This is a genomic window from Alginatibacterium sediminis (genome assembly GCF_003610775.1).
In the GTDB taxonomy this organism is placed as follows: Bacteria; Pseudomonadota; Gammaproteobacteria; order Enterobacterales; family Celerinatantimonadaceae; genus Alginatibacterium; species Alginatibacterium sediminis.
Window position 1 is genome coordinate 40,561 of sequence record NZ_RAQO01000013.1, and the last position, 14,717, is coordinate 55,277.

General features: G+C 44.6%; 14 protein-coding genes. 1 reads left to right on the forward strand and 13 read right to left on the reverse strand.

The window, feature by feature from the left end:
- Nucleotides 1–2: 2 nt before the first annotated feature.
- Nucleotides 3–1,220, forward strand: coding sequence for an organoarsenical effux MFS transporter ArsJ (gene arsJ, locus DBZ36_RS20165; protein WP_120356792.1), 1,218 nt, complete (start codon nucleotides 3–5; stop codon nucleotides 1,218–1,220).
- On the opposite strand, the gene DBZ36_RS20170 is transcribed toward arsJ, so the two are convergent.
- The 13 genes from DBZ36_RS20170 to urtB form a co-directional block, all read right to left on the reverse strand.
- The gene (locus DBZ36_RS20170) at nucleotides 1,217–4,243 is read right to left on the reverse strand and encodes an EAL domain-containing protein (RefSeq protein ID WP_158589162.1); all 3,027 of its coding nucleotides are present in this window, start codon (nucleotides 4,241–4,243) and stop codon (nucleotides 1,217–1,219) included. The genes arsJ and DBZ36_RS20170 overlap by 4 nt on opposite strands.
- 397 nt (nucleotides 4,244–4,640) lie before the next feature.
- Entirely contained in the window at nucleotides 4,641–5,276 is a 636-nt protein-coding gene (gene ureG / locus DBZ36_RS20175) for an urease accessory protein UreG (RefSeq protein WP_120356794.1), read from the reverse strand.
- A 37-nt stretch (nucleotides 5,277–5,313) separates the two neighbouring features.
- Nucleotides 5,314–6,009, reverse strand: coding sequence for an urease accessory protein UreF (locus tag DBZ36_RS20180; RefSeq protein WP_120356795.1), 696 nt, complete (start codon nucleotides 6,007–6,009; stop codon nucleotides 5,314–5,316).
- A complete protein-coding gene (locus DBZ36_RS20185; protein ID WP_120356796.1) occupies nucleotides 6,010–6,570 on the reverse strand; it encodes a HupE/UreJ family protein in 561 nt (186 codons plus the stop codon).
- Nucleotides 6,571–6,619: 49 nt separating this feature from the next.
- Nucleotides 6,620–7,084 carry an urease accessory protein UreE gene (gene ureE, locus DBZ36_RS20190; RefSeq protein WP_120356797.1) on the reverse strand — a complete coding sequence of 155 codons (465 nt, stop codon included), beginning with the start codon at nucleotides 7,082–7,084 and terminating at the stop codon, nucleotides 6,620–6,622.
- Between the two features lie 15 nt (nucleotides 7,085–7,099).
- Entirely contained in the window at nucleotides 7,100–8,803 is a 1,704-nt protein-coding gene (ureC, locus tag DBZ36_RS20195) for an urease subunit alpha (protein WP_120356798.1), read from the reverse strand.
- Entirely contained in the window at nucleotides 8,803–9,123 is a 321-nt protein-coding gene (locus DBZ36_RS20200) for an urease subunit beta (protein WP_120356839.1), read from the reverse strand. Before DBZ36_RS20200 ends, ureC begins: the two co-directional genes overlap by 1 nt.
- 42 nt (nucleotides 9,124–9,165) lie before the next feature.
- Complete coding sequence (ureA, locus tag DBZ36_RS20205; protein ID WP_120356799.1) at nucleotides 9,166–9,468, reverse strand: urease subunit gamma; 303 nt, start codon at nucleotides 9,466–9,468, stop codon at nucleotides 9,166–9,168.
- A 13-nt stretch (nucleotides 9,469–9,481) separates the two neighbouring features.
- On the reverse strand, nucleotides 9,482–10,342 hold the full coding sequence (locus tag DBZ36_RS20210) for an urease accessory protein UreD (RefSeq protein ID WP_120356800.1): 861 nt from the start codon (nucleotides 10,340–10,342) through the stop codon (nucleotides 9,482–9,484).
- Nucleotides 10,339–11,034: an urea ABC transporter ATP-binding subunit UrtE gene (gene urtE, locus DBZ36_RS20215; protein WP_120356801.1), complete on the reverse strand. Its 696-nt coding sequence runs from the start codon at nucleotides 11,032–11,034 to the stop codon at nucleotides 10,339–10,341. The genes DBZ36_RS20210 and urtE overlap by 4 nt, the downstream gene beginning before the upstream one ends.
- Nucleotides 11,035–11,051: 17 nt before the next feature.
- The gene (gene urtD, locus DBZ36_RS20220; protein WP_120356802.1) at nucleotides 11,052–11,915 is read right to left on the reverse strand and encodes an urea ABC transporter ATP-binding protein UrtD; all 864 of its coding nucleotides are present in this window, start codon (nucleotides 11,913–11,915) and stop codon (nucleotides 11,052–11,054) included.
- The gene (gene urtC, locus DBZ36_RS20640) at nucleotides 11,912–13,048 is read right to left on the reverse strand and encodes an urea ABC transporter permease subunit UrtC (protein WP_199711941.1); all 1,137 of its coding nucleotides are present in this window, start codon (nucleotides 13,046–13,048) and stop codon (nucleotides 11,912–11,914) included. Before urtC ends, urtD begins: the two co-directional genes overlap by 4 nt.
- Nucleotides 13,049–13,051: 3 nt before the next feature.
- Complete coding sequence (urtB, locus tag DBZ36_RS20645; protein WP_199711942.1) at nucleotides 13,052–14,662, reverse strand: urea ABC transporter permease subunit UrtB; 1,611 nt, start codon at nucleotides 14,660–14,662, stop codon at nucleotides 13,052–13,054.
- Nucleotides 14,663–14,717: the final 55 nt, after the last annotated feature.

Consider the following 14,717-nt stretch of genomic DNA (forward strand, 5'->3'; position numbering starts at 1 on the left):
TCATGTCAAAACTTCCCGAACAGCTAAAACAGTATTTCATTATCACCGGCAACTACTGGGCATTTACCCTTACCGATGGTGCGCTGCGAATGTTAGTCGTTTTGCATTTCCATCGTTTGGGCTATAGCCCATTTGAAGTTGCCATGTTGTTTTTGTTCTATGAAGTGTTCGGGGTAATAACCAACCTGGTCGGAGGATGGTTGGGGGCGCGCATCGGTTTAAACAAAACCATGAACATTGGCTTAGGGCTACAAATATTAGCCCTGCTGATGTTAATCCCAAACAATCTGTTAAGTTTGGCTTGGGTAATGCTAGCTCAAGCAATTTCTGGAGTCGCCAAAGACCTCAATAAAATGAGTGCCAAGAGCTCCATTAAAGCCTTAGTAAGTGATAGCCAACAAACGAAGCTCTACAGTATGGTTGCAGCGTTAACCGGCTCAAAAAACGCGCTAAAAGGTTGCGGCTTTTTCTTGGGAGGAGCGCTGCTAAGCCTTTATGGCTTTCAGACTGCTATCGCTATTATGGCCGTAGCACTCGCATTGGTTTGGATTTTCAGTCTATTGTGTCTGAAACAAGATTTGGGTAGAGCCAAGAATAAGCCAAAATTCTCACAAATATTTTCGAAAAGCGGCCCTGTAAATACTTTATCCGCTGCACGAATGTTCCTATTTGGCGCTCGCGATGTATGGTTTGTGGTCGCCCTTCCGGTTTATTTAGCCTCAGTATTCGCTTGGGACCACTGGAACGTAGGCGGGTTTATCGCATGCTGGGTTATTGCATATGGCTTTGTACAGTCTGTAGCCCCCTACTTCACAGGTAAACGCCAAGGTCGGGTTCCCGACGGCAAAAGTGCATTCATCTGGGCCAGTACTTTGGCTTTAATTCCGGCAAGCATAGCACTTGGACTCCATTTCTCTAGCAACCAAGAATCCGTAGTTGTCATCGGATTACTAATATTTGGTGTTGTTTTTGCCATAAATTCATCATTACATAGCTATCTTATTGTTAGTTATGCCGATGCCGATGGCGTATCTCTTGATGTTGGATTTTACTACATGGCTAACGCCATGGGACGCTTAATCGGTACCGTATTATCAGGCTGGGTGTATCAAGTGTATGGCTTTGAAGCTTGCCTATGGATCAGTTCTTTGTTTGTCGCTGTTGCCGCTGCTATTTCTATTAAGCTACCCCTTAGGAAGCCGGCTGCTAGGCACAATTAAGACTTCCATGCGATATCTGGACGCCACTGCTTAACCCAGCTTGGTATGTCCTCGGCTGGCATCGGACGCGCAATTCCATAACCTTGGGCAAGCTCACAGCCTAAGGCTAGCAATTGCGTTCCATGTTCAATACTTTCAACCCCTTCAGCGGTAACTCGACGATTAAATGCATTCGCAAGGCTAATAACCCCTCTAACTATTGCTTGATCGTCGGCGTCATCTAACATATCTCTTACAAAGCTTTGGTCAATTTTCAATAAGCCTACGGGTAGGCGCTTAAGATAAGTTAAAGATGAAAAGCCAGTGCCAAAGTCATCTAAAGCAAAATTCACCCCGAGTTCAATACAAGCATTCATCGTACTTAATGCTTCAGCTATTTCACCTAAAGCACTAGTCTCTAAAATTTCTAATTGCAATCGACTTGGTTTAACTAAGGGGTGTAGAGTTAAAGCTGTAGCCAACTTTTCGACAAACCCTGGTTGTTGCAATTGAAAAGCATCAATATTAACACTCACCGAAATGTCTAGATCTTCATGCTGCCATTTAGTCATTTGCTCAAGAGCTGTCTCGATAACCCAGTCACCAATTTCTAAGCTAATCGGGTGATTATCAATAACTGGAAGAAAATCCGCGGGATACACCAAACCTCGTTCTGGATGCTGCCAACGGATTAAGGCTTCAGCACCAATGACCTCCCCAGTTTTCATATTGACTTGAGGTTGGAAATACAACACAAACTGACGTTGTAACAGACCTTGTTTAATATGCTCAATGGTTTCACGTTGGGTTTGAATAGACTGGTCTTCATGAACATCAAATAAGTGATAGCGATTTTTTCCAGTCTGTTTTGCTATATACATCGCCTGATCCGCATGGCGCATGAGTTGGTCTGCATCAACACCATCTTGTGGGTAAATGGTAACCCCAATACTTGTTGAGACTTGTAACTCTTGTCCGCCAATAACAACCTTGCTTTTTGCCGCACAAAGCAAACGGTCTAAGACCAATGTATAGTCACCCATTTGCTCAATATCCGCGAGAACAGCAACAAACTCATCACCGCCAATTCGGGCTAATGTATCCCCATCTCGCAGGCTTTTATTCATCAAATCCGACAAGGCGATCAACAATTCATCGCCAATCTTATGTCCGTAGTTATCATTGATTATTTTAAAGCCATCTAGATCAAGGTAAGCGACGGCTATCGAACTCCCTCGTCGCTCACTTTGACTCATGGCATGGTTTAAACGCTCAGCGAGCAACATTCGATTGGGTAAGTTGGTGAGCGCATCATACAGAGCAATATGTTCTAGCTGTTGTTGGTGGTGTTTCATTGGTGTGATATCGGAAAACAATGCGACATAGTTTTGAGTATTGCCAAAGCTATCCAAAACCGCACTAATTGTAACTAATTCAGCGAATAACTCGCCATTTTTACGTTTATTCCAAAGTTCGCCACTCCATTGCTTAAGCTCAATAAGTGAGTTCCACATTTGCTCATACAATTCTTTATCATGTCGCCCTGAGCGTAAAATTCGAGGATTTTCACCCAGTGCTTCTTCGCGGCTAAAACCGGTTATCGATGTGAATGTTTCGTTCACATCAATGATGTTTCCTTGGGGATCGGTGATCATAATCCCTTCTCGAGCATGGGTAAAAACGCTCGCTGCTAATTTTAATTGTTCTTCAGTTTTCTTACGCTCTGTAATGTCCAAAAACTCGATGACCCGCGCGTCTTGCGATTTGTAGACAATATTCTTGCCTTTAATAGCTAACGGAAATTTAGAACCATCTTTTCGTAAGCCCTCCACTTCGTAGCTTTGCGTATAATCCAAACGCATTTTTTCCAAAACTGTGTCGATATGCTCTGGGGCAATAAGTTCCAAGCCGTCTTTGCCAATAAGCTGGAAATAGCTATAGCCGGTAATATCAGACAGGCTTGAATTACACTCGAGAATTTTCCCCTTGTCGTGAATTATAATTCCGCCGTAAGTTGCAGCGCTAAGTGCTTTAAATCGTTCTTCACTTTCGCGCAAGGTCATTTGTGTTGAAGCCATGCGTCGATTAAAACGATGCAAATAGAATATGGTAATACTACCTAAGACAACCAAGGTTAATGCCGCAATCAGTACCGGTAATACCCATGTTGGTAACCTGCTACTTCGAGGACCATAAATAAAGCCGTCAAGATGATGATCGTCAACCACTAGGCCCGATGTAATAAATGTATCCGCCATATGTTGCCATCGTTCTGGATTCATATGACCAATTTGAATAAGGTCAGGAATGATCAGTTTTCGTATTTGTTGTGCTTCAAACTTCAAATGCTCGCGCGACTTATTCACTTGATAATCATTAATTAGAAGGTCAATGATTTCATCCGGATGATTCATCGCATATGACCAGCCTTTAAGCGTGGCTCGCAACATCGCTGCAACTCGTTTCGGATTAGCTTTAAGTTCAGTCTCTGAAGTGAACAAAATATCGCTATAGAAATCGACACGATAGCTAACCGGGTCAATGATGTTATAGGCGATATTATTTTGTTCTAAATAGTAAGGTTCATTAGTGCTGTAGGCATTAAATGCGTCGACTTTGCCAGTAATGAGATCATCAAGCTGGTAACTACTAGCAATAATGTCGAGCTGCGAAAGGCTAATTCCTTCATTGATTAACATCGTTAGAAAATCAGCGTCGGCATCTTGATTTGCTAACATGACTTTTTTGCCAACTAAGTCATGAACCGACCGAATACCAGAACTTTGAAGCGTGATTAACACTGACGGAGAATGTTGGAATATGGAAGCCATCGCAACGAGAGGTTGACCGAGCAAGCGTTGATATAGAACCTCACTGTTGCCCTCGGCATAATCTGCTCGACCTGACAGCACTTCATCAACCGGTTGGCGTGAAGGGTCTCCATTTATTATTCGAACATCTAGCCCTTCGTCACGATAAAACCCTTGCTCTAATGCCGCGTAATAACCTGCAAACTGAAATTGATGATGCCAACGCAATTGCATTGTTACCACTTCAAGTTCTGATTGATTTGCAGCAAAAGACGGTGGGATTAAAGATAAGCAGAGAAAAAGTAAACAGTAGTAGCCGAAAGAGAAAAACGCAGAAATAGTACGCATAATTATGTGCGCACAAAGCTTTATGGCATTCACGATAACAAGTAACATTATCAAAGCAATATCTTCCTAATACTGCACCCGCACCTTATTTTCTAACGTTTTCAAATTTAATAGATTTAAATCACCTTACTTGAATATAACGCAGCTCACAATGCTTAGAAAGGACAATAAGTTGGAAGTGCTATGTGCTAATAAATATTAATACTTTGCACGGCAGGATCGTTTAGAAATGAACGAATAACCACAGCGCAATGATGATATTACTAGCACTGTGGTTCACAGTTTATGCTGCTTTGCGCTTCAGCATACCTTGGGTTTCAATAAACTCAATAATGGTGTCTAAACCAACCGATTTTTTAAGGTTAGTAAATACATATGGCTTTTCTCCTCGCATGCGCTTTGTATCTTGCTCCATTACTTCTAAAGACGCGCCAACATAAGGGGCTAAGTCTATTTTGTTAATCACTAACAAATCCGAACGCGTAATCCCGGGGCCACCTTTGCGAGGAATTTTTTCGCCTTCTGCTACATCAATCACATAGATGGTCAGGTCCGCAAGCTCAGGGCTAAACGTGGCGCTCAAATTGTCGCCACCACTTTCCACAAAAACAACATCTAAATCGCCATGTAGCCGAGCTAAGTCTTCAACTGCTGCTAGGTTCATTGAGGCGTCTTCTCTAATAGCAGTATGTGGACAACCGCCAGTTTCAACCCCTACGATGCGATCCGCTGCTAAGGCTTCTGCTCGAGTCAGAATCTTTGCATCTTCTTGGGTGTAAATATCATTCGTTACTACCGCTATACTGAAATGATCGCGAATAGCCTTACACAGTACTTCTAGCAATGCTGTTTTTCCCGAACCGACCGGGCCACCAACACCAATGCGAAGCGGTGATTTATATTGTGCTTGAGTATCCATAAGTAATTCTTCCTTCTTAAACTACGTTTTTACGTCTCTATGAGCGAAATAAACGAGTGTATTGAGTTTGATGACGGCAACTAGCGATAATTTGTGCTGGCGTAAAACTGCCCATTTGTTCATCACTAATGCTAGAAGCTCGATCCAAGGCGGCTTCAAATTGACTCGAAAGCTCCATTAAGATTTGTTGGCCTGCACTCTGCCCCAGTGGAATGAGCTTAACCCCTGCCACTGAAGTATTCTCAAGCCATGACCATAAATAACCTAAGCAAAGCTGCTCAAGCTCGATATGCCAATAATTGGCCGCCAAAGCAATGCCAGCGAGTTGATTTTCTGCACATACCTTTAACAAATTTTGATCAAGTTCTGGGAGCAATTGTTTTAACAAACGAGCCAAAGCTTGACCACGTTGCGACTCTTCAGCTCTTAATTCAGACGTTTCGCGAGACGCAACTAAGAATTGGTTAAGCTCGCTGATTTTTTGTAAATCTTTGAGCTCGACAGCACGATATAAACGCATCAACAGCGGAATTTCCAACGTCGCTAAACTATGCTGCAAAATGTCACCTAGCCATAGCGCTAAGCTTTTCTGCGATGTGACCCATTGTGCTTCAACCGCCCATTCCAGACCTTGAGAATAGGTAAACCCACCAATTGGAAGACCTGGACTAATAAGCTGAAATAAACGAAGCTGCGCTAATTTAGGGCTAGTGCTATTGCTTGTTCCTTGCATTTACAATTGCTCAAGTTGGTACTGTTTACGCGCTGACATAACACTTATTGACTTCGCTACAGCTAAACCCAATGCCATAATCACTGTCGCGCTGCTTAACATACCTAACAAAAACATAGAGCTGCTACCACTGACTTCAGCACCATGTGCCCAACCATGGGCCATTAAAGCTGCGCTGCACAAGCTAAGGTTAAACCGCTGTAGGCCAGATGATGCCTTACGAAAGCGGGCTAACAGACCTATTCCAGCAACGATAAGTGACGCCATAATCAACCCTTCTAAGCCGACAAACCCGCCGAGCGTAGATCCTGCAATCATGCCTAAAGCTAAACAGGCAAGGGCCGCTACTATTTTGGTTTTTACTCGAACTTGCTTAAACATGAGTATTCCCAATGCAAACATCATCAGCAAATGATCAACGCCAGTAAATGGGTGCAACAACCCACCAGATAATCCGTGGATAAGTGAGTTACTTACCGTTGTATCTATGGTGTGCGCTGCTGCAAAAGGTGAAGCAATAGCAACAAAAAATGCCAAAAATGAGAGAAGTACGCGATTCATAATAAGTCCTTAAAATAGAGAAACTAAATTGTAGTCAAAGTGTGATTGTCTAGTGATGATGCGAATGACCACCTGCTGAGCTGCCGCCGTATGCTCCGGGTTCAGGCTCAAATGGATGCATCGCTACATCCACACTCAGGCCCAAATCGCGTAGCATTGCATCAAGCACATGATCATGTTGATAGCGGACCCAGTTGGCTTCAATTTGTAGCGGTACGTGCCGATTGCCAAGGTGATAACAGGCTCGCGACAAAAGATGAGCGTCAGCGCAATGTACGGTGGAAACTTGTTCGTCAGCGGCTTTAATTAAAACATGCAGTCCTGCCTCATTAGCTAATACATCGCCATCGCGTAACACCTTACCCCTAGGCAAAAACAGGCCGGCTGATTCACCACTGTCTAGCTCAACTTTGATACGACTTTTAATTCGCGCGTTAATTGGCAAACTCAAACACGCTGTAGTTTGTAGATTTTGAGCGTCGCTTCGCTCAATAATGGTGGTTAGTTCAATCATAAAGTTTCCTTCGCCCTAGAATAGAAAATAGCGCTGCGCCATTGGCAATGTGACCGCAGGTTCGCATATAAGTAGTTCGCCATTGGCTCGAACTTGATAAGTCTGGCTGTCAACTTCTATGGTTGGCTGCCAGTGGTTATGGATCATGTCGGCTTTACTGATGTTTCGGCAATTGCTTACCGCTGACAGCATTTTTTGTAAACCGATTTGCTCTCCCACGCCTTTTGTAATCGCCGATTTGGACATAAAGGTAATTGATGTCGCAAATTTTGCCTTGCCAAAACTACCGAACATCGGCCGATAATGTACCGGTTGAGGAGTTGGAATAGACGCATTTGCATCGCCCATAGGTGCTGCAGCTATCATGCCCCCTTTAATGATCATGCTTGGCTTAACACCGAAAAAGGCTGGCTTCCACAACACTAAGTCTGCAAGTTTACCGACTTCGATAGACCCAATTTCATGACTCATGCCATGGGTGATTGCAGGGTTGATCGTATATTTTGCTATGTAGCGTTTTAGACGATTATTGTCATTGCGGGCACTGTCTTCTTTAAGTGGACCGCGCTGCACCTTCATTTTGTGGGCGGTTTGCCACGTTCTAATGATAACTTCACCGACTCGGCCCATGGCCTGCGAGTCCGAGGCAATCATTGAAAATGCACCTAAGTCATGCAAGATATCTTCGGCGGCAATTGTTTCACGGCGTATTCGCGACTCTGCGAAAGCAACGTCCTCGGCTATTGCAGGGCTCAAATGATGGCAAACCATCAACATGTCCAAATGTTCGTCAACCGTATTAATCGTATAAGGCCGAGTAGGATTAGTTGAAGACGGTAATATATTGGACTCGCCACAGGCACGAATAATGTCAGGTGCATGACCACCACCAGCGCCTTCGGTATGGTAGGTATGGATCACGCGGTCACCAATCGCACCAAGCGTAGACTCCACAAAACCTGATTCGTTGAGTGTATCGGTATGAATCGCTACCTGAACGTCTGTCTCTTCAGCGACATCTAAACAATTGCTTATTGAAGCCGGAGTTGTGCCCCAATCTTCATGTAACTTTAGGCCTACTGCGCCAGCGTCAACTTGCTCATGCAGTGCTAAAGGTAAGCTTGCATTGCCTTTGCCTAACAAACCAAAATTCATTGGAAAATCATCTAAAGACTGCAACATGCGATGCATATTCCAGATGCCAGGTGTACAAGTTGTGGCGTTAGTACCCGTTGCTGGCCCTGTTCCACCACCAATCATCGTGGTCACTCCAGACATGAGTGCTTCTTCAATTTGCTGCGGGCAGATAAAGTGAATATGCGAGTCGATACCACCGGCGGTTAGTATCGAACCTTCTCCGGCAAGAATTTCGGTTCCGGGTCCAATTGGAATATCCACGCCACTTTGCACATCAGGGTTACCCGCTTTACCAATGGCAGCAATGCGGCCATCTTTGATGGCAACATCACCTTTTACGATACCCCAATGGTCTAATATCACCGCATTGGTTATCACTAAGTCAGGCGTAACATGACAGCTAAGCTGCCCTTGCCCCATACCATCGCGTATAACTTTACCGCCGCCAAATTTAACTTCGTCACCATAGCGGGTGTAGTCTTTTTCAACTTCAAGCCACAGTTCGGTATCGGCTAAACGTAAACGGTCGCCTGTCGTTGGGCCAAACATTTCGCCGTAGGCCTGCCTAGAAATCTTAGCCATTAGCGGTTCTCCTTATCGATAGCACCCATTACTTTGCCTTGGAATCCATAGACAATCCTGTCTCCGCCAAACGCAACCAGTTCAACACTGCGGCTTTGGCCTGGTTCAAAGCGCACGGCAGTACCAGCAGCAATATTTAGACGTTTGCCTAAACTTTGTTCCCTATCGAACTTCAGCGATTCATTCACTTCAAAAAAATGGTAGTGAGACCCAATCTGAACTGGTCGGTCGCCAAGATTAGCCACTTTAATTTCTGTCGTGGGCAGCCCTGGATTGAGTTCAATATCACCACTGGCTACCTTTAACTCACCCGGAATAATGACGTCATCTTTATAACTCATGTTTGCTCCTTGCGCTGTGCGCTAAACAATCGGCTGATGAACCGTGACCAACTTAGTGCCGTCGGGGAAAGTTGCTTCAACTTGAACATCGTGAATCATGTCAGCAATACCCGGCATTACTTGGTCAATACTTAGAACTTCACGCCCTTCATTCATAAGCTGAGCCACCGTTTTACCGTCGCGAGCGCCTTCCATAATAGCCGCACTAATAAAAGCAATGGCTTCTGGATAATTGAGCTTTAAACCACGAGCCAAGCGACGCTCGGCTAGTAATCCGGCAGTAAAAATGAGTAATTTGTCTTTTTCTCTTGGGGATAGTTCCATTCCAACCTCTAACTTAAGTTGCCCAAATGCGGGGGGCTAAGGGGATTACACCAAACCAATGTTCGCGGGTTATTTGCCACATCTTCACATAGGCTCTAAGAATATCTTCGCTGTATACGGCCATCGCTCGGACGACGATTAATCCGTCAACACAGGTGATACCTAGGATTAATCGCTTCGGGGAGATACCAGCGTTTATTTTTTGTAGGCTTTCATTCAAGCTTTCGAACAATTGCGTGTCGTCAGATGAAATGATCATGGTCGCCAGCATGGGATAGTCTCGCATCCCGGCACAGGACTGATGCTGATCGAAGCCTTGTTTAGCCAACCGCTCGTTAAGGACAAGCTTGTTGTCGCGATAGACGCGAGTTCTCCCAAGGATACAACCGGTACTAAATCGCTCTTGTAGCGCCGGCCGTCCAAAGCATTGCATTTCCCAAGCGATGCAACGAGCACTGCCTTGCAAGTGAATATCAGTATTAATCTGAGCCTGACTTCCAGGAAAAAATATGTTTTCTTGCGGTAACCATTCCAACATGGCTCCGTCTTCTATTTGTAGCTGTTGGTCAACATAAGCGGTTTTACCAAGCGAGCGATAAAACTTGGTGGCGCCAGGCGTTGTCACTAAAGCGCGACTGTTACCCAGCGACTTGATATCGACTTTTAGTGAATCTCCTGCAACCACGCCACCAGGAGGATGCAATAGATAAGTATGGCAAACGGCTTCTTCAGGGTAAAAAGGCCGCTGTACATTTAAGGGCCCTATTTGTCTACGACGACTAATGACGGTCCGAGAGCCGCGTTGCTGGTACTCCAACTGCAAATGTCCTTTCCAAGAACTCGAGCTATCAAATTGTTTAGCCAAATCGCTCATACAGTTAAATATTCCTGAACTAGCTGCTCGCTAAGCCCTTCCATGTCGCCTTGGGCAACTAATCGCCCCCGGTCAAGTAAACAAAAACGATCTCCAACGCGACGTGCAAATGGCAGCTTTTGCTCTACAAGTAATACTGTTAAACCCATTTCGCGATTCAGTCGCTCGATGATGTTTCCTATTTCCTGAACAATGTTTGGCTGAATCCCTTCAGTGGGCTCGTCCAAAATAAGTAATTCAGGATTCACCACAAGGGCTCGTCCTATTGCAAGTTGCTGTTGTTGACCACCACTTAGGTCTCCTCCGCGCCGATTTAACATCTGTTTAAGCACGGGAAATAACTCGTAGATAAACTCTGGAATTTTTCTATCGTTTCTGGCTCGTACCGGTAAACCAACTTGCAGATTTTCTTCCACACTTAACAGCGGAAATATTTGACGACCTTGGGGGACGTAACCGATACCATGATAGGCGCGTTTTTCAGCGGCTAATCGGCTGATATCAGTGCTACCCAGATGAATCTCACCACTTTGAAGCGGTAATAGGCCCATAATGCACTGTAACAAGGTGGTTTTACCCACTCCATTGCGGCCCATGAGTACCGTGCACTCTCCTTTTGGGATTGACATGTCCAAATCCCAAAGCGTATGACTCTCGCCATAGAATTGATTTAATTTACTAATTTCTATCACAACAACTCCCTGACGATTTACTCACCTAAGTAGACTTCTTTAACTTTGGCGTTATTTTGAACCTCACTCATACTGCCCTCAGCCAAGATATGACCTTGGTGCAATACACTGACTTTGTTGGCAATTGAACGGACAAAGTCCATATCGTGCTCTACCACAACCACTGAATGTTGCCCCGCTAGTGATGTTAATAGCTCCGCGGTGCGATCCATCTCTTGGTGGGTCATACCCGCTACAGGTTCATCAACTAATAACAATTTAGGCCTTTGCATAAGTAACATACCGATCTCTAGCCATTGCTTTTGTCCGTGGGACAAACTTCCAGCAGACAAGGCCAATTGGTCACTTAAACCTATAATCGACAACACCCGTTCAATGTCGTCTTTCTGCTCGCCAGTAAGCTTGGATAGAAATACCTGCCATGGACCTCGTGGACCAGCCATGGCGAGTTCCAAGTTTTCCCAAACACTTAAGAATTCGAAAACAGTCGGCTTTTGAAATTTTCGCCCCACCCCTGCGTTTGCAATCTGCGCCTCATCCATTTCCAATAAGTTAATATTAGAGCCAAGCCAGACTTGACCATTATCAGGTTTCGTTTTGCCGGTAATAATGTCCATCATGGTGGTTTTACCGGCACCATTGGGACCTATAATGCAGCGTAGTTCACCTTCTTCGATATAAAGGTTGAGGTCGTCAATGGCTTTGAAGCCATCGAAACTTACCGAAACCCCTTCGAGGTAGAGCAATATTTTGTGTCGGGTGTCGAGCAAGGGATGATGCTGCGGAACCAAAAAGTCAAAGACTTGGTCGCGCTGGAAAAACTTTTGCACCGGCTCGATAACTTGTTTCCCAAGCGGCAGATTATGGACTTGAGCACTCATGCTTTTGCCTCCGAAATTTGTGCTGTTGATTCTTCATCCTTAGAGTTGCTGGTCATAGTGGACGATTTAGACTTAACTAAGCCCACGATTCCCTTGGGTAGATAGAGTGTTGAAAGCACAAATAGAGCACCTAAGAAAAATAGCCATACCTCAGGCAGCTCAACGGTAAACCAAGACTTGGCATAGTTAACGATAACAGCTCCCGCTACCGCGCCAAACAAGGTAGCTCGCCCACCGAGCGCAACCCAAACCACAACTTCTATCGAGTTGATGGGAGCAAACTCTCCGGGATTGATGATGCCAACCTGTGGAACATACAACGCTCCGGCAACACCAGCTAACATGGCCGAAATCACGAAGATCCATAACTTGACCGTATCAACGCGATAACCAATAAAACGTGTTCTAGATTCGGCGTCTCTTATGGCAACTGATAATCGCCCTAGACGACTTGCCACGATAGCTCGGCAAATCAAATAGCCCCCAATTAGGGCTGCGCAACTTGCGACAAATAACGCAATTCGAGTTTGGTCTGATTGCAAGCTATAGCCCAATATATCTTTGAAATCAGTTAAGCCATTGTTACCGCCAAAACCCATCTCGTTTCTGAAAAATGACAAGAGCAATGCATAGGTCATAGCTTGAGTAATTATTGATAAATAAACGCCACTAACTCGCGAGCGAAAGGCAAAATATCCGAACACAAAAGCGAGCAAGCCAGGGATGAGTACGACCATTAGCGCAGCAAACCAAAATTGATCGAAACCTTGCCAGAACCAAGGAAGCTCTTGCCAATTAAGGAAGACCATAAAGTCAGGCAACACGGGGTCGCCATAAACACCACGTGAACCAATTTGGCGCATCAAGTACATGCCCATCGCGTAGCCACCCAAGGCAAAAAATGCCGCGTGTCCCAAGCTCAGTATGCCTAAAAACCCCCAGACTAGATCAACCGCTAAGGCCAATAAGGCATAGCATAGATACTTGCCCATCAAAGTGACGGTATAGGTTTGCACGTGTAAGGGGTGTTCACTTGGCAAGGCCAAGTTCAAGAATGGAACAAGCACAATTGCAATCATCAGGATTGCTAACAATATTTTCCCACCACGGTCTTGGCGCAAGATATTCAGCATTGCTTAACTCTCCACAGCTCGGCCTTTTTGCGGAAATAATCCGCGTGGGCGCTTTTGAATAAACAAAATGATAAAGACCAGCACTAATATCTTAGATAAGACTGCGCCTACCCATGGCTCAAGCATTTTGTTGAAAATACCGAGGCTTAATCCAGCAACTAAAGTGCCCCATAGATTTCCAACTCCACCAAAGACAACAACCATAAAACTATCAATGATGTAAGCTTGGCCCATGTTTGGCCCAACGTTGGTAAGTTGAGAGAGTGCAACTCCAGCAACACCAGCAATTCCCGAACCTAAACCGAAAGTCATCGCGTCGACGCGCTCTGAGCGTACGCCCATTGCTTTAGCCATTTCCCGATTTTGGGATACAGCACGCACCTGCAAACCTAAGGCGGTTTTCTTCAAAATAAGCACTAACAACACAAAAACAATCATGCAAAACAATAGGATATACAGTCGACTATTGGTGAGTGAAAGCATGGGATTGACTTCAAACATGCCGCTCATAAACTCTGGCGTAGCAACGCTGCGGTTTAAGGGCGAAAAGACCGAGCGCACCGCTTGTTGCAAAATCAGGCTAATACCAAAGGTAGCAAGAAGCGTTTCTAGTGGGCGATTGTATAGGTGGCGTATCACTAATCGCTCAATAATAATGCCGACAATAGCGCTGACCATAAATGCTATAGGAATGGATATCAGCAATGACGCTCCCAAGTTATTAGGCATCAGTTGCTGTAGAACGTAAGTTGTATAGGCACCCAGCATGATCAGCTCACCATGGGCCATGTTGATAACGCCCATCACACCAAATGTAATCGCTAAACCAATCCCTGCGAGTACCAATACACTGCCGAGGCTTAGGCCAAAGTATAAGGTTTCAACCATCGCATAACGCTTCTGCGACGCTTGATAATCGGCAATAGATTTATCTATCAAAATGAGTAATTCAGGATCGCTTAATTCTTGTTTCGCCAAATTAAGGGCTTGCAGCGCTTCTGGTCGTTTAGAGTCGGAAATACGTTCAATGGCAGCACGTTGCGCTCCTTCGTCACTACCGCGTAAATCGATAATCGCTAATGCCAATGCCAGTACGTCTCGAACTTTAGCATCGCTTTCTTGCTTTATGACGTCTTGGATTAAAGCTTGATGCTCTAAGCTGGCATTGCTGAGTAAATTCTTAGCCGCATCAAAACGCGTACTAGCGTCATCACTATAGAGGTCAAGGCTTGCCAATTGAGTTCTAAGTTCACTACGAAGCTGGTTATTCACACCAACTTTTTTAAAATCTCTTTTCTTATTAACAACTATCGTTTCATCACTAAATAGGAAGGGTAAACTAGCTCCCTTTTCTACTTTGCTAGCGTACACAATTTGTTTGGTTTTCTTATGGAAGTAAACATTGCCCTGCATGAGTTTTTCAAATACAAAACGGGCATTGTCATCGCCGCTTTGCGCAAGCCAAACAATAGCCTCTGATTTTAACGCGTAGTCCTTTCCAACTAAGCTCTGCTCTACTTCAACTACGTTAGATATCTGAGCCCTAGAAGGCAAACTGACTAACCCAATACAAAGCATTAAAATAAAGAAACAACGCCGAATACTTGTACTCATGTACGGCCTCAAAATATGGAATAAATAGAGAGAAGGTGCTTAAGACAACTTAAGC

Excerpts from the sequence above, each read along its gene's own strand:
- ureG (WP_120356794.1), bottom strand. The coding sequence starts at position 5,276 with ATGGATACTCAAGCACAATATAAATCACCGCTTCGCATTGGTGTTGGT.
- ureA (WP_120356799.1), bottom strand. The coding sequence starts at position 9,468 with ATGGAACTATCCCCAAGAGAAAAAGACAAATTACTCATTTTTACTGCC.
- DBZ36_RS20170 (WP_158589162.1), bottom strand. The coding sequence starts at position 4,243 with ATGCAATTGCGTTGGCATCATCAATTTCAGTTTGCAGGTTATTACGCG.
- DBZ36_RS20210 (WP_120356800.1), bottom strand. The coding sequence starts at position 10,342 with ATGAGCGATTTGGCTAAACAATTTGATAGCTCGAGTTCTTGGAAAGGA.
- ureC (WP_120356798.1), bottom strand. The coding sequence starts at position 8,803 with ATGGCTAAGATTTCTAGGCAGGCCTACGGCGAAATGTTTGGCCCAACG.
- DBZ36_RS20180 (WP_120356795.1), bottom strand. The coding sequence starts at position 6,009 with ATGCAAGGAACAAGCAATAGCACTAGCCCTAAATTAGCGCAGCTTCGT.
- arsJ (WP_120356792.1), top strand. The coding sequence starts at position 3 with ATGTCAAAACTTCCCGAACAGCTAAAACAGTATTTCATTATCACCGGC.
- urtD (WP_120356802.1), bottom strand. The coding sequence starts at position 11,915 with ATGAGTGCTCAAGTCCATAATCTGCCGCTTGGGAAACAAGTTATCGAG.
- urtB (WP_199711942.1), bottom strand. The coding sequence starts at position 14,662 with ATGAGTACAAGTATTCGGCGTTGTTTCTTTATTTTAATGCTTTGTATT.
- urtC (WP_199711941.1), bottom strand. The coding sequence starts at position 13,048 with ATGCTGAATATCTTGCGCCAAGACCGTGGTGGGAAAATATTGTTAGCA.
- ureE (WP_120356797.1), bottom strand. The coding sequence starts at position 7,084 with ATGATTGAACTAACCACCATTATTGAGCGAAGCGACGCTCAAAATCTA.
- DBZ36_RS20185 (WP_120356796.1), bottom strand. The coding sequence starts at position 6,570 with ATGAATCGCGTACTTCTCTCATTTTTGGCATTTTTTGTTGCTATTGCT.